General features: G+C 39.6%; 15 protein-coding genes and 1 pseudogene. 1 reads left to right on the plus strand and 15 read right to left on the minus strand.

Annotation, left to right across the window (positions count from 1 at the left end):
* Positions 1-2 precede the first annotated feature (2 nt).
* The 3 genes from K8L98_RS12990 to K8L98_RS13000 are packed head-to-tail and all read right to left on the minus strand — an operon-like array spanning position 3 to position 3,128.
* Entirely contained in the window at positions 3-941 is a 939-nt protein-coding gene (locus tag K8L98_RS12990; RefSeq protein ID WP_223435274.1) for an NAD-dependent epimerase/dehydratase family protein, read from the minus strand.
* Between the two features lies 1 nt (position 942).
* Positions 943-2,019: a Gfo/Idh/MocA family protein gene (locus tag K8L98_RS12995; RefSeq protein ID WP_223435275.1), complete on the minus strand. Its 1,077-nt coding sequence runs from the start codon at positions 2,017-2,019 to the stop codon at positions 943-945.
* Entirely contained in the window at positions 2,016-3,128 is a 1,113-nt protein-coding gene (locus K8L98_RS13000) for a DegT/DnrJ/EryC1/StrS family aminotransferase (protein WP_223435276.1), read from the minus strand. The genes K8L98_RS12995 and K8L98_RS13000 overlap by 4 nt, the downstream gene beginning before the upstream one ends.
* A 309-nt stretch (positions 3,129-3,437) precedes the next feature.
* Here K8L98_RS13000 and K8L98_RS13005 point away from each other — a divergent pair, with 309 nt between their 5' ends.
* Positions 3,438-4,739: a nucleotide sugar dehydrogenase gene (locus K8L98_RS13005; RefSeq protein ID WP_223435281.1), complete on the plus strand. Its 1,302-nt coding sequence runs from the start codon at positions 3,438-3,440 to the stop codon at positions 4,737-4,739.
* Between the two features lie 42 nt (positions 4,740-4,781).
* Here the strand turns inward: K8L98_RS13005 and K8L98_RS13010 are convergent, their stop codons facing one another.
* The 12 genes and pseudogenes from K8L98_RS13010 to K8L98_RS13065 form a co-directional block, all read right to left on the minus strand.
* Positions 4,782-5,501, minus strand: a complete 720-nt coding sequence (locus tag K8L98_RS13010) for a LutC/YkgG family protein (protein ID WP_223435283.1) — start codon at positions 5,499-5,501, stop codon at positions 4,782-4,784.
* Positions 5,488-6,921: a LutB/LldF family L-lactate oxidation iron-sulfur protein gene (locus K8L98_RS13015; RefSeq protein ID WP_223435285.1), complete on the minus strand. Its 1,434-nt coding sequence runs from the start codon at positions 6,919-6,921 to the stop codon at positions 5,488-5,490. Before K8L98_RS13015 ends, K8L98_RS13010 begins: the two co-directional genes overlap by 14 nt.
* A gap of 1 nt (position 6,922) precedes the next feature.
* Positions 6,923-7,645 carry a (Fe-S)-binding protein gene (locus tag K8L98_RS13020; protein WP_223435286.1) on the minus strand — a complete coding sequence of 241 codons (723 nt, stop codon included), beginning with the start codon at positions 7,643-7,645 and terminating at the stop codon, positions 6,923-6,925.
* 104 nt (positions 7,646-7,749) lie between these two features.
* The gene (gene rpiA, locus K8L98_RS13025; protein WP_223435287.1) at positions 7,750-8,448 is read right to left on the minus strand and encodes a ribose-5-phosphate isomerase RpiA; all 699 of its coding nucleotides are present in this window, start codon (positions 8,446-8,448) and stop codon (positions 7,750-7,752) included.
* Between the two features lie 158 nt (positions 8,449-8,606).
* Positions 8,607-8,765, minus strand: a pseudogene (locus K8L98_RS13030) (radical SAM protein); the annotation flags it as partial.
* A 12-nt stretch (positions 8,766-8,777) separates the two neighbouring features.
* A complete protein-coding gene (locus K8L98_RS13035) occupies positions 8,778-9,491 on the minus strand; it encodes a 2OG-Fe(II) oxygenase (RefSeq protein ID WP_223435291.1) in 714 nt (237 codons plus the stop codon).
* Positions 9,484-10,017, minus strand: coding sequence for a methylated-DNA--[protein]-cysteine S-methyltransferase (locus tag K8L98_RS13040; protein ID WP_223435293.1), 534 nt, complete (start codon positions 10,015-10,017; stop codon positions 9,484-9,486). The genes K8L98_RS13035 and K8L98_RS13040 overlap by 8 nt, the downstream gene beginning before the upstream one ends.
* Before the next feature lie 6 nt (positions 10,018-10,023).
* Positions 10,024-10,599, minus strand: a complete 576-nt coding sequence (locus K8L98_RS13045) for a bifunctional transcriptional activator/DNA repair enzyme AdaA (RefSeq protein ID WP_223443399.1) — start codon at positions 10,597-10,599, stop codon at positions 10,024-10,026.
* A 251-nt stretch (positions 10,600-10,850) separates the two neighbouring features.
* Positions 10,851-11,078 carry a hypothetical protein gene (locus K8L98_RS13050; RefSeq protein WP_223435295.1) on the minus strand — a complete coding sequence of 76 codons (228 nt, stop codon included), beginning with the start codon at positions 11,076-11,078 and terminating at the stop codon, positions 10,851-10,853.
* A gap of 827 nt (positions 11,079-11,905) precedes the next feature.
* Positions 11,906-18,160 (minus strand): TIM-barrel domain-containing protein, encoded by a 6,255-nt coding sequence (locus K8L98_RS13055; RefSeq protein WP_223435298.1) that lies wholly within the window; start codon positions 18,158-18,160, stop codon positions 11,906-11,908.
* Positions 18,161-18,338: 178 nt separating this feature from the next.
* Positions 18,339-19,535: an ROK family transcriptional regulator gene (locus K8L98_RS13060; RefSeq protein WP_223435300.1), complete on the minus strand. Its 1,197-nt coding sequence runs from the start codon at positions 19,533-19,535 to the stop codon at positions 18,339-18,341.
* Positions 19,536-19,831: 296 nt separating this feature from the next.
* Positions 19,832-20,698: a peptidylprolyl isomerase gene (locus tag K8L98_RS13065; RefSeq protein WP_223435301.1), complete on the minus strand. Its 867-nt coding sequence runs from the start codon at positions 20,696-20,698 to the stop codon at positions 19,832-19,834.
* Positions 20,699-20,796: the final 98 nt, after the last annotated feature.

Here is a 20,796-nt window from a genome sequence, read left to right on the forward strand (position 1 = left end):
TTTTACAATCCCTTCAGCCATTGTTTAGTTTTCTTAAGTCCTTCAAGCAGAGTATGATTTTTTTTCCAGTTCAGCTCCTGCTCAATTTTAGCCGTATTCATGCATCTTCTCTGCACAACATCTACACTGCGCTTTGGATGAAAGTCATTTGCAAGTGTATGAGTGCCTGTTACTTGTTTGATGCTCGACGCTAATTGTAAAATGCTTGTTTCTTTACCGGTTCCAACATTGTATTTCTCTCCTATTGCAATATCTGATACTGCCGCGAGAATTGTCGCATCCATCGCATCTTCTACATAGGTAAAGTCCCTGGTTTGTTTTCCGTCCCCGAAAATTTGCAGCGGCAGACCGTTTTCTGCTGAATCAAAAAATTTTGCGATAACCCCGCAATAAGGATTTGAAATGAGCTGTCCCGGACCGTATACGTTTGAGAACCTTAACGTTGTGACGGGCAGCTGGTACATATTGAAATAAACATCACAGTAATGCTCTGTCGTAAATTTACTCGCTGAATATGGCAGTTTAATATTATAGTAAGATTCAGGAGTAGGAAGAATTTCAGCATTTCCATAGACGGAAGCAGTAGATGCATAGACAAATCGTTTTAGGCGCGGGGATAATTCTTTTGCTTTGCGCAGCAGCGTAAATCCTCCCAAGACATTCGTATGAAAATCAGCATAAACATTATCAACAGAGAGTACGAGATTTTTGCACGCAAAGTGGAAGATATAATCAACTTTCGGCAGGATTTCATTTAATACAGCTTCGTCTGTAATGCAGCCTTGATAGAATGTGATTTTATCTGATGGAGGTATAGCTGCTTTTGTACCGGTTGATAAATTATCAAGGATAAAGATATGGTCTGATGTGGGTATTAATGTTTTAACGAGCTGTGATCCTAGAAAACCTGCTCCGCCTGTGACCAACACGTTTCCGAACAAGTTAATCCCTCTCTTCTTTAAGCATATTTACTGTCGAGAATTCTTTCATCGGCAGCTGGACAGACTGATTTGTCAAAGCAGATTGGTACATAGCAAAGATAATTTCCAACGCTTTTTTCCCTTCAATTTCTGAAAGTAAAAGTTCAGCATTCTTTTCTCCTAATGAGCAAATAAAGTTTTCATACATGGCAAGCTGTTCGTCAGCAGCGCGGGAAAACTGCTCAAGCTTTTCAATTTCCATTATTTCACCATTAATGTGCCAGCGTGAGACCTTGCTCAGTGATGGACCTTCAACAGAGAGTGTCCCCTTTTCACCAAAAACAGAAAGTGCATACCCTATATTATTTGGCTGTGAAATTACGTTAGCTTCAATGATGCCTCTTGCTCCATTTTTAAAAGTTACAATGCCAAGCGCGGCATCCTCTGTTTCTTTGGATTTGTTCTTTTGAAGAATTTCACCGGAAACTTTTTCTGCATCTCCTAAAAACCACTGCATTAAGTCAACCAAATGAATACCCTGATTAAGGAGCATGCCCCCGTCATGTTTCCATGTTCCTCTCCAGGGTGCGGTTTCATAATAGTGTGCAGAACGATTAATGCGAATCGACGCGATCGCATAATAAGGAGCTCCAATTTTCCCGCTCGCTATGACCTCTTTCATTTTGCTTAACAGAGGAAGAAATCTGAGCTGGTGGCAGACCATCACTTTTTTTTGCTTTACTGCACTCAGTGCAATGATTTCATTTGCTTCTTCTATAGATAATGCCATTGGTTTTTCTAATATGACGTGTTTATTTGCGTTTAAAGCCTCTATAGTCATTTTTGCATGCAGACTTGAAATCGTTGTAATAACAATGACATCAATGTTCTCATTTTGAAGCATCTCCTGATAATTCAAGTAAGCAGAGACCTCGCGGTTATCTCCTGCATGCTTTTTGAAGTCCGCGATTGCTTCCTGCATTCTGTCTTCCTTAAGGTCACTTACTGCAGACAATTCAGCTTGCCTGCAATCTGCAATGGCTTTAATGTGGCGCTTTGAGATAAATCCGCAGCCAATGAGTCCGAATCGAATGATCATTTCTTTTTTCCTCCCGATGAAGTGCGAAGGATAGAAATAATTTTCTCTTGTTCTTCTTTATATAGGAAAGGATGCATCGGAATGGCAAAAAGAGTTTGGGAAAGCTGTTCTGCAACCGGGAAATCTCCTTCTTGATAACTCAGATTCTTATAAACTTCCTGGAGGTGCAGACATTGCGGGTAATATACTCCTGCTTGAATCTGATTGCTCTGCAGCAAATTTAAATAGAAATCTCTTTCTTTAGACTGGGCACAGAAGAGATGATAGATATGTGTCCGGTCAGCTGCTTCAGCAGGCGATGTGATTCCTAAAACGGCATTCAGCTCTTCACGATAGATTTTTGCGCAGGCACGTCTTCGTTCATTCCAATCATCGATTTTCTCGAGTACAACAAGCAGGATGGCTGCATGGATTTCGTCCAAGCGGCTATTGTATCCAATCGTGTCATGATAATATTTTTTAGAGCTTCCATGCATGCGGAGTTTCTTTAATTTTAATGCAAGCTCATGATTTGAAGTTGTGATAATGCCTCCATCTCCAATTGTTCCAAGATTTTTGGTAGGAAAAAATGAAAAACAAGCAACATCTGCCAAGCTTCCGACTCTTTTCTTTTTATATGTGGCACCAAAGGCCTGACATGCATCTTCAATGACATACAAACCATGATTGCTGGCCAATTCATTGATCTCATCCATATCTGCCGGCTGTCCGAAAAGGTGCACAGGTATAATGGCTTTCGTTTTTTCCGTAATCACAGCATCAATTTTCACTGGATCTATGTTGAATGTTTCAGGATCAACATCTGCAAAGACCGGTGTTGCCCCAACTCTCGAGATGGCTTCTGCACTTGCAAAAAAAGTAAAGGGAGTCGTGATGACCTCATCGCCTGGTCCTATGTCAAGTGCGTCGAGTACCATAACAAGTGCATCTGTACCATTGCCTACTGCAATTGCGTCCGTTACTCCAAGCTTTCCTGCAATTTTCGTTTCAAGTTCATTTACTTTCGGACCTAAAATGTACTGACCTGAATCGTAAACATGTTCAATTGCTTTCAGCACTTCATTCTTAATGGACTGAAATTGCCTTTGCAAATCTACTAAATTAATCATAATTTGCTCCTTTTCACTCGTGATGAAAAATCTATATAAATACACCACCATTAATGTATGAAAACTCTATTTCCCTCGAGACGGCATGTGACCATTTCATTCATTATTTATATGACAGGATTATGAAATGGTCCTGACTATATAGGATTATTTATTATTCTAAGATGCAGAATTTTGCTTCTTCTGCTTTCCTCTTTACTAAAAATCCTGCCCATTTTCAAATTACTAGTTTATTGTCTATGTCCCCTGATCAGTTCCGGCATAACATAACGAGACTAAACTACCAAGATAATGCGAGGAGATTTCAAAGTGGCAGATAAATATAAAGGTAAACTTGCAGTCATAGGTTTAGGTTTCGTCGGCCTTCCCCTATCTGTTACACTGGCAGAAAAAGGATTTCAAGTGTACGGCATCGATGTAGACGTCAGGAAGATAGCTTCTTTAAATCAAAAAATCAGTTACATTGATGACATAAGTCAAGAAAGATTAGAACATGCAGTGGAAAATCAGTCATTTATTCCAACTGATGACTATGAAATCATGAAAAGCGTTCAGTCCATCATTGTATGTGTACCTACACCGCTTACTAAAGATAAAAACCCGGATTTAAAGTATGTAGAAAGTGCAGGTGCAGAAATTGCAAAGCATCTGCAAAAAGGCCAGCTTGTCATCCTTGAGAGCTCTACCTTTCCAGGAACAACGAAAGAAGTGCTGCTTCCGTTGCTTGAAAAACAGGGACTGCAAGCAGGAATAGACTTTTTCCTGGCCAATTCACCTGAGCGGATCGATCCAGGCAATAAACAGTATGCTGTAACGCAAATTCCCAAAGTGGTCGGCGGCGTGACAGCAGCGTGTCAAAAAGCTGCACATGACTTATATTCGCAAGTCTATGATCAAGTTGTTCTAGTATCATCAACAGAAGCTGCTGAATTAACAAAGCTGCTGGAAAATACTTTCCGCTTTGTCAATATTTCGTTTATGAATGAAATGGCCGTTTTATGTGACGATTTGAACATTAATATTTGGGAAGTCATTGATGCTGCAGCTACAAAGCCCTACGGATATACACCTTTTTATCCGGGTCCTGGAATAGGGGGACATTGTATTCCGGTTGATCCCTTATATCTTCAGTGGAAGCTGCTTCAATCGAAAAAAAGCAGTGATTTTATCTCCCTTTCTGATAATGTGAATGTGAAAATGGTTCACTATGTGGTAAATCGGACAAATGAATTGCTTTCAAAAGGAAAAGATGTTAAATCAGCTAAAGTTCTGCTTTATGGGGTAACGTATAAAAAAGATGTGGCAGACATACGTGATTCAACAGCGGTCGAAGTGTTTGAGGAATTTCTTGATAGAGGAACAGACGTATACTATCACGATCCGCTCATACATGAGATGAAAATGAATGGAATAACATATAAAAGCGCAGATTTAACAGAGGAGCTTCTAAAAGAAATGGATTGTGTTGTAATTTTAACAGATCATACGCAGATTCCGCTCAGTCTGATTGAAGAACACGCAGTTCTGATATTTGATACAAGAAATGCAACTAGAAAACTGACTGATTCTGATAAACTTTTCCGCTTAGGTGACGGGAAAAAAGTTCAGTAAGCGCAAAAACCGGCTGCATAGATGAGCAGCCGGTTTTTTTGCTTATTTATCATGAACAACGATATATGTAGCTTTAATCGGCCCGTGAACGCCAACAACTAAATTCAGCTCGATATCAGCACTGTTGCTTGGTCCGGTAATAAAATCAATACATGATGAAACATGATTTCCCTTTTTGAATTGGGCGCTTATGTTCTCTGCAGCTTGAGTCAACCTTGGTACAATCGTACTTTTTGGAATGATGCAGAGATAAGTTTTTGGAAGCAGATTAATGGACCTCCCTTTGTTTTCGTCACTGTACACCACAACGGTTCCTGATTCAGCAAGGGTCAAATCACTAAAAGTGATCCCAATGTCAGCTTTCTCAGAAGCTTCGATATTTTTCTCTTTTAAAGCTGGATCCCATTCGTGAACTTGTATGCCTGCCACCCGCCATGCTTTCAAGATATCATTGGTCAAACGAAATTCTTGAAAGCGTTCGTCTTTAGCGATTACTGCTGTTTTAACATCATACTCGTTAAAGACATGCATGATTTTATCAGAGAGCAGAGAAGAAGTCGTTTCAATAATTTGTGTATGAATTAACAGGCACTGTTTTTTTAAAACTTCTACAAGTTCATCCGCATCCGCATTCATTAATACTTCCCATTGAGGAGAAAAGGACCAATGGGGTTTAGTAACTGACTTTCTTCTCTCACGTGCTAGTTGTGCTGCAACTGTTTCAAGAAAAGGTTCCCGATTATGTATCTTACCCTTTATCATTTCCGCTCTCCTCTCTTCCCTTCATCCAATCTCTGAATCTCTCTTTACTTGGAGCAGGAAAGTCTCGTACATCTGTCCACGGCTTGATAGGACCAGGTCCTTTTTTGATGCTGCCTGCGCTTGTAAATGGGGACATAACCGCTGATGCTGATTTGGTTCCTGCGCCGTATAAATGCGGAGAGCTTGCAGCCAATTGATAGCCTTTCATGGCAAGCTTTTCCCCAAATGTGGATTTCCCTTCATCTTCGACAATTTTACGGCGATGCTTTATTAATAATTCGTGCAAAGGAATTTTCACAGGACAGGCATCAGTACATGCTGCACATAATGATGAAGCATATGGAAGCTCTTTGTAATCTTCATAGCCTCCAAGCAGAGGCGAAAGGACAGCGCCAATTGGACCCGCATAGATCGATCCGTAGGAATGACCTCCAATATGACGATAAACCGGACATACATTTACACATGCTGCGCAGCGGATGCAGTGAAGCGCGCTTTGAAACTCAGTGCCTAAAATTTTTGAACGGCCGTTATCTACGATAACAAGATGAAATTCTTCAGGACCGTCAGCATCCCCATCATCTTTCGGACCTGTTAATCCTGTGATGTAGCTTGTTAACTTTTGTCCTACTGCACTTCTGCACAGCAAACTGACTAATACATCAAGCTCTTCCCATGAAGGAACGATGCGCTCCATCCCCATCACCGTTATTTGCGTTTTTGGCAATGCTGTGACAAGTCCAGCATTTCCTTCATTCGTAACCAAACAGATCGAGCCGGATTCTGCTACTGCAAAGTTGCACCCTGTAATACCAAGATCTGCACTCAGGAAATCCTTGCGAAGCTGTTCTCTGGCGAATAAAGCGAGCTCTTCTGGCATTTCTGATTTTTCGTAGCCCCGTTTTTCTTTAAATGTATCACGAATTTGTTCTTTGTTTTTATGAAGAGCAGGAACAACAATGTGCGATGGTGGATCGTGGTCATCAAGCTGCAGAATATATTCCCCAAGATCTGTCTCGATCACTTCACAGCCTGCTTTATCTAAAGCTTCATTTAAGTGGATTTCTTCTGTTACCATTGACTTTGATTTGACGACCTTTTTCGCCTGTTTTTGTATGGCAACTCCTGTTATGTATTTGTTAGCTTCTTCTTTTGTTGCGGCAAAAAATACATGACCGCCGCGTTTTGCCACACTTTCGCTTAACTGCTCCAAATAATAATCCAGATTTTCCATCGTATGTGTCCGGATTTCTTCCCCAAGCTTCCGCCACTCTTCCCAGTTTCCAAGCTCTTCCGTTGCTTGCAGGCGCCTTCCCTGCATTCGTTCTTGTGCAGAAGCAACGGCATTTCTCATGAACGGATTATTTACTCCTTTTTCAACCCGGTCGAAAAAAGGTTCGTTTCCTATTTTCATTGGCATGTTATTTCACCCCGCTATTCAGCACTTCTGCAATATGCATGACTTTAATAGGAATCCCTTTGCGATTGATTCTCCCGCCGATGTTCATTAAACAGCCGCAGTCGGCACCGATTAATATTTCTGCATCTGTATCTTGGATATGCTTGACCTTCTCGTCTACCATCTGCTCTGAAATGGAAACCATTTTAACGGAAAACGTTCCGCCAAATCCGCAGCAATCATGACTGTTAGGAAGAGGCGTAATATTTAAACCGCTTACATTCCGAAGTAATGTTTCAGGAGCATCCGTCACACCGAGAAGCCTAGTCATGTGACACGATTTATGAAAAGTAGCATGTGCCTGAAGAGACGCATTTACATGTTCAACATTTAGAACTTCAGTTAAAAATTGTGTTAGCTCATATGATTTTTCAGCAAGCTGATGCGCCTTTTCCCTCCAGTCAGGATCATTTGCAAACAGCCCCTTATATTCATGCAGCATGGCCACACATGAACCGGATGGCCCTACAACATAATCAGAGTGTTCAAAAGCTGTGATCATATGCTTTGCCACTTCTCTCGTTTCCTTATGATAGCCGCTATTATAGGCAGGCTGGCCGCAACAAGTCTGAGTTTTTGGGAAATCAACCTCACAGCCTAGCTTTTCAAGCAATTCAACCGTGCTTTTTCCTACATTTGAATAGAATACATCTGCTAAACATGTAATGAACAAGGATACTTTCAAAAAAACTCCTCCTATTCTTTAGAGTCTATTCTTTTATTATACACTATTTGAATATTTAGATATTTTAAAAAGGTCCTATAATGATATAGAACCTTTTATCTTTATTATTCAGTTTCCCTGATTCTATTTTTATTTTTTTCCTTCATTAAGACTGTTTTTTTATTTGCATCTAAAGTAATGATGACATCAGCCATTTTTGTAAACAAACCATTTTCGACTACACCAGGGATCATATTAAGAACGGTTTCCAATTTATGAGGCTGTGAATTTTCAGGAATCTCACAGTCGAAGATATAGTTGTGATTATCTGTTATATAAGGATTCCCATTCGAGAGCCGCATTTCAGGGACACAGCCAATTGAGCTTATTTGCTTTGCAGTCCGCTCATATCCAAATGGAATTACTTCAACGGGAAGCCGAAATGAACCCAGTTTTGCTGACAATTTAGATGAATCTGCTACAACTATAAAGGTATTAGCTGCTGCAGCAATGATTTTTTCCCTTAATAGGGCTCCACCGCCTCCTTTTATCAGATTCAGGTCTGGATCCACTTCATCCGCTCCATCGATGGCTACATCAAGATAAGTGACTTCTTTAAAACTTGTAAGAGGTATTCCGAATTCATGTGCAAGTTTTTCTGTGGCCATTGAAGTAGGGATCCCTTTAATCTGGAGTCCTTCTTTAACCATCTGACCAATCTTCTCAAGCGTGTAGTAGACAGTTGAGCCAGTACCAAGACCCACGATCATGCCGTCTTTAACGAATTCAGCAGCTTTTTCACCGACTAGTTTTTTTTCATTCATTGGTTTCTCCTTAAATATTTGAAATAATAATATCTCATTTCTTTTAAATCCCTGTTTTCTAAAATGATTATTTACAATTAAGTAAGTGATGTTAACTGAATGTTATTGGAGAGCAAGCAGAAAAGCAAGCCGAGGGCAGATAGATTATCAGTACATTTTTCAACCCAGGTCTCCCATTCATCTTTCCTGAAGATTAAAACGGGCATTCTCCTTACATAACAGTATGAACAGCCAAATGAACACCTGGTATAAGGATTTAATGAGTGGCTGTAGTCAGATAAAAAACCTGTGCCTTTGCTAAGAATTGTTTTTCTCATCTTACATCGCCTTTACTTTGCATCGTGAAAAATAATTCCCATTCCATATCGCGTTCCAGAAAACAAAGTGCTGACCCCGTGTCGTACCGTATTTTTGTAATAGCCCCGCTTTCCTTCTACCGGCCGGTGGCTTGCAGGGAAAATAAGCGCTTCCCCTTGTTCTAATGTAATCACATGCCCCCTGCTCTGTGCGCGGGGACGCTGTTCCACAAGAATTGATTCGCCTCCAGTGTAATCCTCTCCGCGCTTGCTTAATGTAATCAGAACTTGAAACGGAAAAAATACATCCCCATATAAATCTTGATGCAGACAGTTATAACCGCCTTCTACATACTTCAGGATTAAAGGAGTTGGGCGGTTCTGACCTTTTTTATGGCAGACTTCTAAAAATGCAGACAGTGTATCTGGGTAAAAAGCTTCCTTGCCCAACAGCACTAACCACCGATTGGCTGCTTTTGCCAGTTCAGGGTAGAATGAAGTACGCAGCACCTGCAATAATGAAGGTAATGGAGAATCAAAATATTTATATTCCCCTTCACCGAAGCGATAGCGACTCATATTTATTGTGCTGCGATACAGCCCTTCTTGTTCATAGAGCCTCATAAACTCTTGACATTGTTCAGGATTAAGGAGAGGGGGCAATTTTACATACCCCGCTTTGTCTAATTCCTGATGAATTTTGTCCCAGCTGAGTGAATGAATTTTAGAACTCACTTCATCATGCATTTGGCATCCCTCCATTTTGAGATTCTAATTGGAGCAGATATTGTTTCATTTCCGTGCCTCCCCGGTAACCTGTTATAGCTCCATTCTTTCCAATTACACGGTGGCACGGAACAGTAATCAAAACCGGATTGGCACCAATCGCTGTTCCAACAGCACGAACCGCTGCAGGTCTTTGAACGAGCGAAGCTATATCTGAATAAGAACATGTTTTCCCATAAGGAATTTGCTTTAAGGCTTCCCAAATCTCTTCTTGAAATGGTGTGCCTTTTACATCTATTCTTAATGAAAAAGATTGCCGAGTTCCTTCAAAATATTCTTGCAGTTCATTTATATACGGCATTAATGCTTCTTCATTTACGATAAGGCTTGCATAAGGAAAGCGTTTTTGCATCCAGGCTTTAAGCTCTTCAAACGATTGGCCTGGTGAACCTATATAACAAAGTCCTTTTTCCGTCGTTGCTACATATAATTGCCACTGGCCGTATTCCAGAATGCCCCATTTAATGATTTGTTTTTCCGTGTTCATCTCTATTCATAGCTCCTTCTTAAGGTTTTGGCGGTAAGCTATTCGATAGCCTGAGGGTGTATATCCCAACTTCTTTTTAAATAGCGTAATAAAATATGGTGTGCTTGAGAATCCCACAGCAAGGCCGATGTCAGATATCGATAATCCGGATGTCTCAAGCAGATCGATTGCTTTTTCCATACGAATTTGCTGAACATATTCAGATGGTGTTATGCCTTTAACACGTTTAAACAAACGCTGCAGGTGATAAGGACTGCCATGGGATACTTCCGCCAATATTTGCAATGTTAGAGACTCAAAATAATGCTGATCAATCCAATGAACAATTTGTTCGATCCATTCCTCAGCAGGCAAACGCAAGCCGTCAGGTTTACATCGCTTACATGGTCTGAATTTTTCTTCTAATGCCATGTATGCATTTTTGAAGATGCGTACATTTTCTTTATTAGGCTTCCTTGATTTACAGGAAGGACGGCAAAAGATGCCAGTCGTTTCTACTCCATAATAAAACTTGTCATCATACTCTGAGTCACATTCCGTAATAGCCTTCCAGTAAACATCAGAAATGTTCGGTTTTTTCATATCCACCTCGTTCACCTCCGTTTTCAGTATATACTTATAACGTTGGGAACCAAACACTTACTCAATATAATAGCAAGATAAAGTAATTTAATAATAATAGTATTAAAAGCAGATTTTATATGATTCAGAATGATGCTTCTTTCAACTATACCTTCTTTTATTAAATTCAATTATGTGTGAACGATGGATACGATACCTAAATCTTTCGCTTTTCTTAGCATCCGTTCTAACGTGGATAGGCTTACGCCAAATCACTTCAATTTTTCATTGATGACTTTTACTGGCGTTCCAATCTTGGCGTTGGCCACACCTGCATATTTTGCAGAAAACCGGACTAGGCGTTTGAACGCGAATAATTCCCCTATGGTGAAATCCTTTTTATGTTCGGCTAGGAACATTTCAATGGTATTGTTAAACTCTTTTATGCTGCTAAACTTGCTGTACTCTTTGAAGTTTTCAATTCTTCCTGCTACCAACATAGCTTTTCTTCCTTTCTGTAAGACAAAAGAAAAAGGCGCACTTTCCCCTTAGGTGTGATAAAGGCTTAATTGAATTTGATAAACGAACCACTGGCCGTTGGATTCCACATCCAGAGTTTCCAAAAATCCAGAAAACTATTGAAGTCTTCAATCGTGGTGGAAATGTCACGTTTGATGATGTGAAAGAAGAGTGAATTAAGGAGAACTTTTATCATCAATTACAGACAGATAAGGAATAAAAGGAGAAAATGAAAGAAATGGCTTTGCTGCTTGGACAAGCCTTTGAACAAAGTGGCCTAATGAATTGTTTATAGCTTCCCAATCTATTGAAGCTCTTCAAAGAAAAATACCCCAAATTTGAATTTAAGGTCACGACAGGCTTTAGCAGTCATCTCTCCCATTAAATTTACAATCATTTTCACACGATTCATATTTACCCCTCCTATTTGTGATTGTGTTTCCTTAACTTAATAGTATGGGATAAACAGAGATTAATAAAATATCGTTATTTGATTGGGTTCCAAAGATAAAATTTATGGCTAATGTTGAGTAGGAGTATAGAACATTCCATAAAAATTGCCCCTTAAACAGATTGAATCATCGTTCAAACCGTTTAGAGGGCATACGTAGCTTTGTTATTATATTAAGCTATAAACACTAGCTTCTTAAACTGTACCAGTACCTGTTGAACTGTTTCACTTATACTAATTAACACTTAAACTTTCCATGAGGTTCTGTAGTATGTTTTATTTTCAATATCGTAGTTTCATACTAATGCTTGACATCTTGCTCTCTTCCTTTATTTTCAACTTTCCTCTTACCTTCTCTTATCGTTTTCCTTTTAGATCAGACGTAATCACTTGTGCCTCATCTGTTGATACCTCTGATGTTTTCACAAATATCATATCTGCTTTTGATTCGTAGTACCAAACATCGTTCCCTTTTTCGACCGCATCTTTGGAATCAACTAATCTTAACTTTTTGCCGTTTCGTTTCACAGAACTAAGTCTTCTATCTCCCGCATTCGCTTTTATTTCAGCAGACCATGTTCTGTTTTTAATCTCTCCGTCGAAGCTGCCTTTAATTGCTGAAATTTCAAGTGTCACATTCCCCTCATCAGATGCAGCGGCAATCTTTGTCTCAGCCGATTGACCGTTTTCATATTTGTAGGTTTGACCATCATCTTCATATAACGTAAAGCTTGAAGCTTCTCCATTTTGTTTTGGATAGACGTTTAATGCTATCGTTGATGCTGGTTTTTCATTTGTATAGTTTTGAATCTCACGCTGTGGAATAATTGCCCCTTCTTTTACAAATACCGGAATCTTTGACAAATCTGCCTCATACTCAATGGTTTGCCCTCCCGTAAATGATTTCTGGGTGCTCCAGTCATACCATGTACCGTCTGGTAAATAAATACTTCTCTTCGAAATACCTTCCAATGATATCGGCGCTACAAGCATATTTGGACCAAACATCCATTGGTCTTCAATTTCATATACTTTTTCATCAGTTGTGTAATCCATGACAAGCGGTCTCATTAATGAGACATTTTCAACAGTTGTTTGCTTTGTTGCTGAATAGATGTAAGGCAGCAGTTTGTAACGCTGTTCGATGCTTTGTTTTACGATGCCTTCTGCTTCCGCACCAAACGCCCAAGGCTCTCTTGTATTCGTTGGATCACCACATTCGCAATTATGAGCTCGGAAGATTGGCATAAAGGATCCAGCCTGCATCCAACGTGTATAGAGTTCTGCTGACGGTTTTCCGTAAAAGCCACCTATATCCGTTGTATAATAAGGGATACCAGACATCGATGAGCTTAACCCCAATTGTAAATTATGCCTAAAGGCCTCCCAGCTTGCATCAATATCTCCGCTCCATACGGTCGTTCCGTATTCTTGAATCCCAGAAAAACCGGAACGTGACAGGCTCCATAAACGGTTATCACTGTAGCTTCGATGGCCTTTATAGAACGCTTTCGCTTCGTTTAAGGCGTACACATTTCTAATCTCTGCTGCACTGCCTTTAGAAAAGTGGTGTCTTAATGAGTCCGTTGGCTTCTCTGGTTCATTTAAATCGATCCAATACCCTTTTACTCCCGCATCATGCAATGTTTTAACCTGTGCATTGAACCAATCGACAGCTTTTGGATTGGTGAAATCCACTAATCCTGCTTTTCCATACCAAGCTTCATAAATAACGGTATTTCCTGAAGCGTCTTGAACAAAATATCCACTGCGATCTCCTTCGTTAAAATTGTTCGCTGTTACTTGAATATACGGATCGACTAGCGGTACCGTCTTGATTCCTTTCCTGGCCAGCTCCTCCATGCTTTGTTTTGGATTTGCAAAAGCCTCTGACCAAGTCATATCAAAATAATGATTTTCTTTGGCCCAATAGGCATCAAGAATCATACCGTCTAAGGGAATTTGTTTTTGGCGGAACGTGTCAACAACCTTATTTACTTCTTCCCAGCTCTTATATCCATATTTTGATTGGATATAACCCAGTGCCCATTGTGGCGGCATCGGCGCCTTGCCAGTTAATTCTGCATAACTTTCCATGATATCTGTTAGAGTATTTTTCTTTTCACCTGACATAAAGTAGTAAATCATTTCCCCGTTTGGTGAACTGAAAGAATACTTCCCACTGTCTGTGGCACCCATATCAAACGTGACATTTTCATAGGTGTTATCAAAGTAAAGTCCATAGCCCTTTGTACTCATAAAGAATGTTCCAGAAATATCTGACGTGTTTCCGCCATATCCGCCTTTCATACCATTGTTCATTACAATCTTATGGCCTCTGCGGTTAAAAGATTGGGAGTCACGATCCATACCAAGACCAAAGAATTGCTCTTTTGGATCAAGGTTCATGGCAGCATAAATACCTGTATCCCCGTCATACCCTAATCCTTTACCCTCACTTTGTTCCGTTAATATCTCCGTATTTGCTGTATCATAGTATGCAAGCTTAAATGGAGACTTATAAGCTCTCAAACTCATTTTTTCTGTTTGAATTAAGATATAATCATTTTTATCCGTTACCTTAGGGACTACACTTGCCCCCTCATCATCAACAACAAAAGAAGCTTTTTTCTTAAATGTTCCAGTAGGTTCCATCCATACTTTAGCTATATCCTCTTGAATGAATTCGACTTTCACTTTTTCCTGGTTAGCAGAATGCAATACGATCGATTTACCATCATCTGATACAGTATATGGATTGCCGGCATCTAAACTTTCAACATATGAAACATTTTGATGATCGGCTGGATCTTTTTTTATCATTTTAACGTCATCGAGTTCAAGAACACTTTCAGCCTGGCCTTCTGCGATCACGCCAACCTTTACCACTTCATCAGCCATTAGCTGGATATTTGGGACTTTGACTTCTTTCCAATCACCACTTGCCGGGATCGGTACTTCTTTTGTGCCACCAGAGTATTTGACATAAAGTGAAGCCTTGTCAAAATTTCCAGATTTACGAGTGGTAATTGATAATTGATAGGTTCCATCAGCAGGAGCATTACCAAATTGCCATAGATCAGATGAATAAGCTTCCTTACCCGTGATTTTGACAAATGACTTTTCATCTGCTGATTCAATCGATTGGTTAACCATATTTGTACGGCTCCACCCAGTGAATCCTTGCTCAAAACCTTTGTTATACAGGCTGACTTCTACCTCTTCAGGCACTTCATTGTTTGCTGATTGAAGCATCACATTATCAAGCTGCAAGGATGTATCTGCTTTAGGTGCTTCCATATAAAATTCTAGAGTTAATTCACCTTCTGTGACATTGATCGTGTCTGTGCTGAATTTTTTATACTCAAACTCATCCGCGGACCATTTCTGCTTTACAGGACCATTCGGATCCTTTAGATTTGGTTCAATTTTCACCTCTATCTTCTCTTTACCAGGCTGGGAAACAATCATTTTAGCAACCCCGCCGGCAAATGATGGATCCAAGTGCGGCATTAGTTTCGCCATCGCTGAAACCGTATACTCGCCGTCCTTTAAACCCACAATTGTTTGCTTAGAAGAAGCTTTTCCTCTCTCATTAGGAGAATACAAGTATTGCTTATACCCTTCATAAGCATCGTTTTTATCGACACCATGCCATACAGTTGTGCCAAAGGTTTCGATTGTCCAGCCAGTTTCATTGCCCATTTCAAAATCGCCGTTAACGAGCTGTCCTGTACTTGCTCCAAACTGGATAGAATCAAGTAATGTCGAACCTGTATCTTCTCCTGTAAATTCCAAGGTGATTAAATTCACCCCTTTATTCAGTTGGACAGATTGTTGGATTGTTGCCCATTTATCTCCAGTACTTGGAAACGACACTTTCGTCGGCTCATCAATGACATTTTTCTTTTTATCTTCTACGGAAAGTGATAAGGTACTAGCTTCTGCCTGTTCATTTGCGTATTTTATTGCTAGCGGGAACTGCCCTGCTTCAGCCATTTCAACGGCAATTGTTACTTTTGAGCCTTTTTTGTTCAACCCTGTGAGATAGCCAAATCCATCGTATCCCATTTGTTCATTACCAAAGATGGCTCCTCCTTGATATGAAGCTACTTCGGTTTGATATACTTTCTTGTTGTTTTTTGGAATGAGTTTCAATACTGTCGTATCATGAGGCTCGAGCATTTCTGAATACATCGAACGGTAGCCGAGATCCTTATGCTCCCATAGGTTGCGGGCAAAAGCTTCCTCCTTGATTCCAAGATCTTTTTTGAAATCCATTGATAGCCCTTTGCTTGTATCACTGCGGTTAAAGAGTGCTACGACCCAAGATCCATCTGGTAATTGACCAGCCCATCTTTCACTGTCGCGGCTTACATTGTTTTTATAATGCTGATTTGAATAAAAGATTGGTTTTCCTGCAAAACCAAGTTTGTTCAATTCGATCAATTCAGGGTTTTGATAATATTTGTAATTATCTCCGATTGTGTCATATTGATCGGCAATGGTAATTGGTGAACCAGCCATGGTGAATAAAGAGATAGCTGATTTCTTTTCGTCCTCGGCATAACGGCCTTTAAACGTATTTAGCTTTAAGAAGTCACCGTCATTAATCATTGATCCGCGTCCCGAAATATCCGCAAATCCAGTAAATCCTTGAAATGGATTGGCCCATTGTGACCAATTTTTTGTCCACTCTTGTCTCCGGCCGCTTATATGCTCCCAGCCGCCACTGAATGCATCCTCATCAATTCGGATCATATCGCCGTATTTTTGTTCATATTCACCGTGGTTGTTTAAATCAGGCATAACTAAGCTGAGGAATATGTTATTCTTTTCAGTCGCTTCATTCATCCATTGAAGTGCTTTACGATATTGTTCTCTTGTGTGACCTGTTCCGATTTGGCCCAGCCCTTTATCATATCCGCTTTCATACCAAGATAAAAAGTCAACACGTAAATAGGAAGCTCCTTGTTCTGCAAAAAAGTCGACATATCCTTTCAAAAATTTCTCGGCATCAGGATGGTCCACATTTAACCAATAAAGGGCTCTTTCTCCCCCTTGCCCGCCATCAAACCGGTCACCTTGAAGCGTTTTTCCGCCGCCAATGTCTTGCGGCTCTGTAATAACAAGATCTGCGACAGGTGTATCTGTCCCTTTCACTTTGTATTTATCCGGATTTTTAACAACCTCTGGACTGATCCAAAGCGGATTATAATAGATGCCGAATTTCATCCCTTTGCTTTTCACATAATCTGCCCAGTATTTCCATGTATGTCCTTCTGGATAACGCTGGTCCGGATAACCCTGCCAATTGTCGTAGACGACAGAGACATCATCGATATCAATTCCAGCATCGCGCACTTGTTTTTCCGTAGGATCGACAATAAATTCAATTTTTAATTGACCTGAAGTCACATTAACAGTTTCTGTATACGCTGACCAATTTTCTGAAGTCATTGGCTTTTTTACATTAGCTTCAGGATTAGCTTTATCGTATCCAGAAATTTTCATTTCTACAGCCACACCTTTGTCGACAAAACCATTTTTCCCTTTAGCATTAGAATTGACACGGTAGTTTCCATTTGGCAAATCCTTTATCGTTTGAGTAATAATTTGTTTGTTCGGATTTTCACTATAAGTCCATAACGACTTGTCTCCTTCAGGGTCATCATTTCGGCCGTGAGCAAAGTCACCTTCAAACGTCCATCCTTCTGTTTCGGCTTGCTCAAAGCCACCATTTACTACAATATTTCCCTCTGGAATTGGAGGTTGATCCGAATCTACAGCTGCAAAGGTAACATCATCAAGCTGCAATGAAGCGTTTCCTTTTTTAGAATCAATGAAAAATTCTACAGTCATTTCTGTTCCAATCGATTTCACATCAAAAGAATAGTTTTTATAACTCGAACTTATCTCGATTGGTACCTTCTCTACTACTTCTCCATTCTGGCTGATTCGCATTTCAGCACTGCTGCCAATAGCATCATCAGTAAACTGATTGGACCCGCTAAAATCTTGAAGAGTTGCCCACGCGGATAATCGATATGTTTTATCCTTATCGAGCCCTGTCACTGTTTGACTCGTGTTAGCATTAAAAGGGGCATTTTTATAAAAGTAAAACTTAAAGTTATTACGGGCACCGGACTTATCAACTCCAGAATCAGCATTTCCCTTGATATCCCAGCCTTCAGTAGTCGCGTATTCAAAGTCACCGTTAAATAATGTTCCTGGTTTAAGATATGGTTTATCGCGGCCATCCATATAAATCGGGTCACTCATCCATCGATCATTATGCGACACTACGTAACCGCTTTCATTTAATAGTGTAGCACCCTCGATCCATCCATCCGTACTAATCATGTCATAACCGTATGGAAGGAAATTTTTGGCCATCCAATCAACGTTATCTTTTAAACGATGTTCTGGCATGAACACGTCTTTTCCAAATTGATGCTCATATGTAATCCAGTACATCGGCCCTGCACCCTGTCTAGTAAACTCACTATCTCTTGCAACCCCAGAACGAACGTTAAAAACAGATAAAACCATCGAAATCATAATTGATAGGATCATGGCTTTCAGAAATAGTCTGTGTTTACTTCTTTGCATGTTTACCCTCCCTATTTTTTCGCTCATTTAATATTACTTTCTATATCTTTCTTTCGAAAATACTTATATTAACACCCCCTTTAAATATAATCACAGTCAATCCAGTGCAATATACAGATACTTTATTCAGTGAATAAAGTAATTATTCCAAAGGATACAACAATAGTCGTTTCCTTTGTTATTTGTAAATAGGGACTTTAAATAAATGGCTAACGACTAGTGCGCACGCCCCAATTAACCATACTTCCTCACCTAGCTGTGAGGTTTGGAACTGAAGTTTTCGAGGATGCTTGACGAAAAAGTGGACGGCCAGCTCCTTTTGAATTCCTTTTAACAGAAATTCATTTTCTCTTAATCCTTCCCCACCTAAAATCACTGCTTCCGGATTAAATAGATGGACCATATTCTTAATACCTAATGCCAGATTTTCTCCTTGCTTTACCAACAATTCTTGTGCATACGTATCTCCACTTTGTGCTGCTTTTACGATACACTCAGGTGTAATGGGAGTAAACGACGCTAACAATGTTGGAACACCAATCGAGACCATACGCTCAGCCTCATTCACAAGGTACGCATCAGAAGCATATAATTCTAAACAACCTCGCTGTCCGCAATAACAAAGGCGGTCTCCCTGATAAATAGTGATATGCCCTAACTCTCCAGCTCCACCGAAGTCTCCTCGAAACAACATATTATCAATTACAATTCCTGCCCCCACACCAGCTCCAACCGTAACACCAATGAAGTTTCTATAGTCTCTCCCTTGGCCTATCCACTTCTCAGCGAGTGCAAATACATTCGCATCATTATCGATCATCAACGGAACATCAAAGTGCCTGCCAATTGGCTTCAAATCCCCATGATCCACTTTTAATATAGGTGAATAGACCACTTCATTACTTTCTCGATCTACTAACCCCGGCGTAGCAATGCCAATCCCCACTAATTTGGCAGCGCATTCATTTTGTTTGATAAAAGAATCAAGTTGTTCAATAATAACCGTTGCTAATCTGTTCGCTTCCTTGAGGGTGTATGAAAATCGATGTTTGTGTAAAATTTCCCCTTCCAAATTAGATAGGCACATCTTTACCTGTTGTTGTTCGATTTTCATACCAACAACAACGCCAAAATCTCCGTTGAATTTTAATAACACTGGCTTCCTGCCACCATGTGAATCTCCAGTTCCAATCTCAGAAACAAGATTTCCCTTAATAAGTTCATCTATAATATTAGTAATTGTTGATAAACCTAGTCCAGTTTCTTTAGCTATTTCAGTGCGGGAGATATTTCCTTTCAGGCGAACCCTATCAATTACGAGGGAACGGTTCAGTTCTTTAATAAGTTCCTTATTTCCTATTCTAAATAAATTCATCTCACACTTCTCCCCTGCCCTCATTTCATATGGTAAATTTAACATAATTCATTCAGTGAAACAAGTTAAATTTCAGATAATTCAAAAAATAAAAATTTCCCCCTCATAATTCTACCAATCTTTTTGACTTAGTCTCAAAAAAGGAACCTAAGGAATTTTTTTCTTGGATTCCTATCGCTCTACTAGAAAAGATTATTCTTATCTACCCTAACAACATGAGTTATAGAGACTTAAAAAGACTGCAAAGCATTCACGAAGAAACGCTTTGCAGTCCAGTCTTTTAATAAGGTTTGCTTTTATTTTGTTTCAGGTTGTTGCGTCGTCTCTAATGCTTCATCTAACTCTTTATCTTTGATCGTAATTTCAGCTTCTTTTTGGAGCATGGAAATGACTTCGTTAATTGGCTTAGCTTTTTTATATGTTAGTTCTTTTTCAATTTCTGCTTTCTTGTCTTCAAACGTGTTTGTTTTCTTATCCGTTACTTTAATAATGTGATAGCCGTATTCTGTTTTCACAGGGTCACTAACATGATTGACATCAAGTGAAAATACAACTTGATCAAATTCAGGAACCATGTTCCCTTTTGTAAAATGTCCAAGATCACCGCCTTTGTCTTTCGAACCAGGATCAGTTGAATAAACGCTCGCAAGTTGAGCAAAGTCCTCGCCCTTATCTAGTCTCTCCTGCACTTCTTTCGCCGTTTTTTCATCCTTAACCAGAATATGGCTTGCTTTAATTTCTTCTTTATACTTATTCTCAAATTCTTTTTTCACTTCTTCTTCGGAAACCTTTACTCCATCTGTTGCTGCTTTTTGAGCCAATAACTCACGTTCAACATTTTTTTTAAAGACTTGCTCATCTGACATGCCTTTTTGCGCAAGAGCCTGTTTCAAGCCTTCCTCACCACCGAATTGTTCCTTATACTCCTTGATTCTTTCATCAATTTCTTTATCTGTCACTTTGTAATCTTTTTCAAGCACCATCGTTTCTACCATTTGTTTTAAAACTTGGTCACCAGCCTGAGCCTTTAATTCGTTATAAAATTCCTCTTTGGTAATTTCACCCGCTTTAGATTGAACAATTGTATCTGAAGCACTAAGGTTACAAGCAGAAAGAGAAAGAACTGTACCTACTATTCCAAGGGAAACGAACATTTTTTTCATTCAAAACACTCCTACCTTTTTACATTTTTTTGACTATGTTTGCCTATCATTTAAGGTTGAAATTCTTCCTTCAAAATGACATCGTTCATCCTCATGTA

It is taken from the genome of Metabacillus dongyingensis (genome assembly GCF_019933155.2).
GTDB classification, from domain to species: Bacteria; Bacillota; Bacilli; order Bacillales; family Bacillaceae; genus Bacillus_P; species Bacillus_P dongyingensis.

Bases quoted from the DNA above. Each gene is read 5' to 3' on its own strand.
- K8L98_RS13050 (WP_223435295.1), bottom strand. From the start codon at position 11,078: ATGTTGGTAGCAGGAAGAATTGAAAACTTCAAAGAGTACAGCAAGTTT.
- K8L98_RS13035 (WP_223435291.1), bottom strand. From the start codon at position 9,491: ATGCATGATGAAGTGAGTTCTAAAATTCATTCACTCAGCTGGGACAAA.
- K8L98_RS13065 (WP_223435301.1), bottom strand. From the start codon at position 20,698: ATGAAAAAAATGTTCGTTTCCCTTGGAATAGTAGGTACAGTTCTTTCT.
- K8L98_RS13040 (WP_223435293.1), bottom strand. From the start codon at position 10,017: ATGAACACGGAAAAACAAATCATTAAATGGGGCATTCTGGAATACGGC.
- K8L98_RS13045 (WP_223443399.1), bottom strand. From the start codon at position 10,599: ATGAAAAAACCGAACATTTCTGATGTTTACTGGAAGGCTATTACGGAA.
- K8L98_RS13055 (WP_223435298.1), bottom strand. From the start codon at position 18,160: ATGCAAAGAAGTAAACACAGACTATTTCTGAAAGCCATGATCCTATCA.
- K8L98_RS12995 (WP_223435275.1), bottom strand. From the start codon at position 2,019: ATGATCATTCGATTCGGACTCATTGGCTGCGGATTTATCTCAAAGCGC.
- K8L98_RS13000 (WP_223435276.1), bottom strand. From the start codon at position 3,128: ATGATTAATTTAGTAGATTTGCAAAGGCAATTTCAGTCCATTAAGAAT.
- K8L98_RS13010 (WP_223435283.1), bottom strand. From the start codon at position 5,501: ATGATAAAGGGTAAGATACATAATCGGGAACCTTTTCTTGAAACAGTT.
- K8L98_RS13060 (WP_223435300.1), bottom strand. From the start codon at position 19,535: ATGAATTTATTTAGAATAGGAAATAAGGAACTTATTAAAGAACTGAAC.
- rpiA (WP_223435287.1), bottom strand. From the start codon at position 8,448: ATGAATGAAAAAAAACTAGTCGGTGAAAAAGCTGCTGAATTCGTTAAA.
- K8L98_RS13015 (WP_223435285.1), bottom strand. From the start codon at position 6,921: ATGCCAATGAAAATAGGAAACGAACCTTTTTTCGACCGGGTTGAAAAA.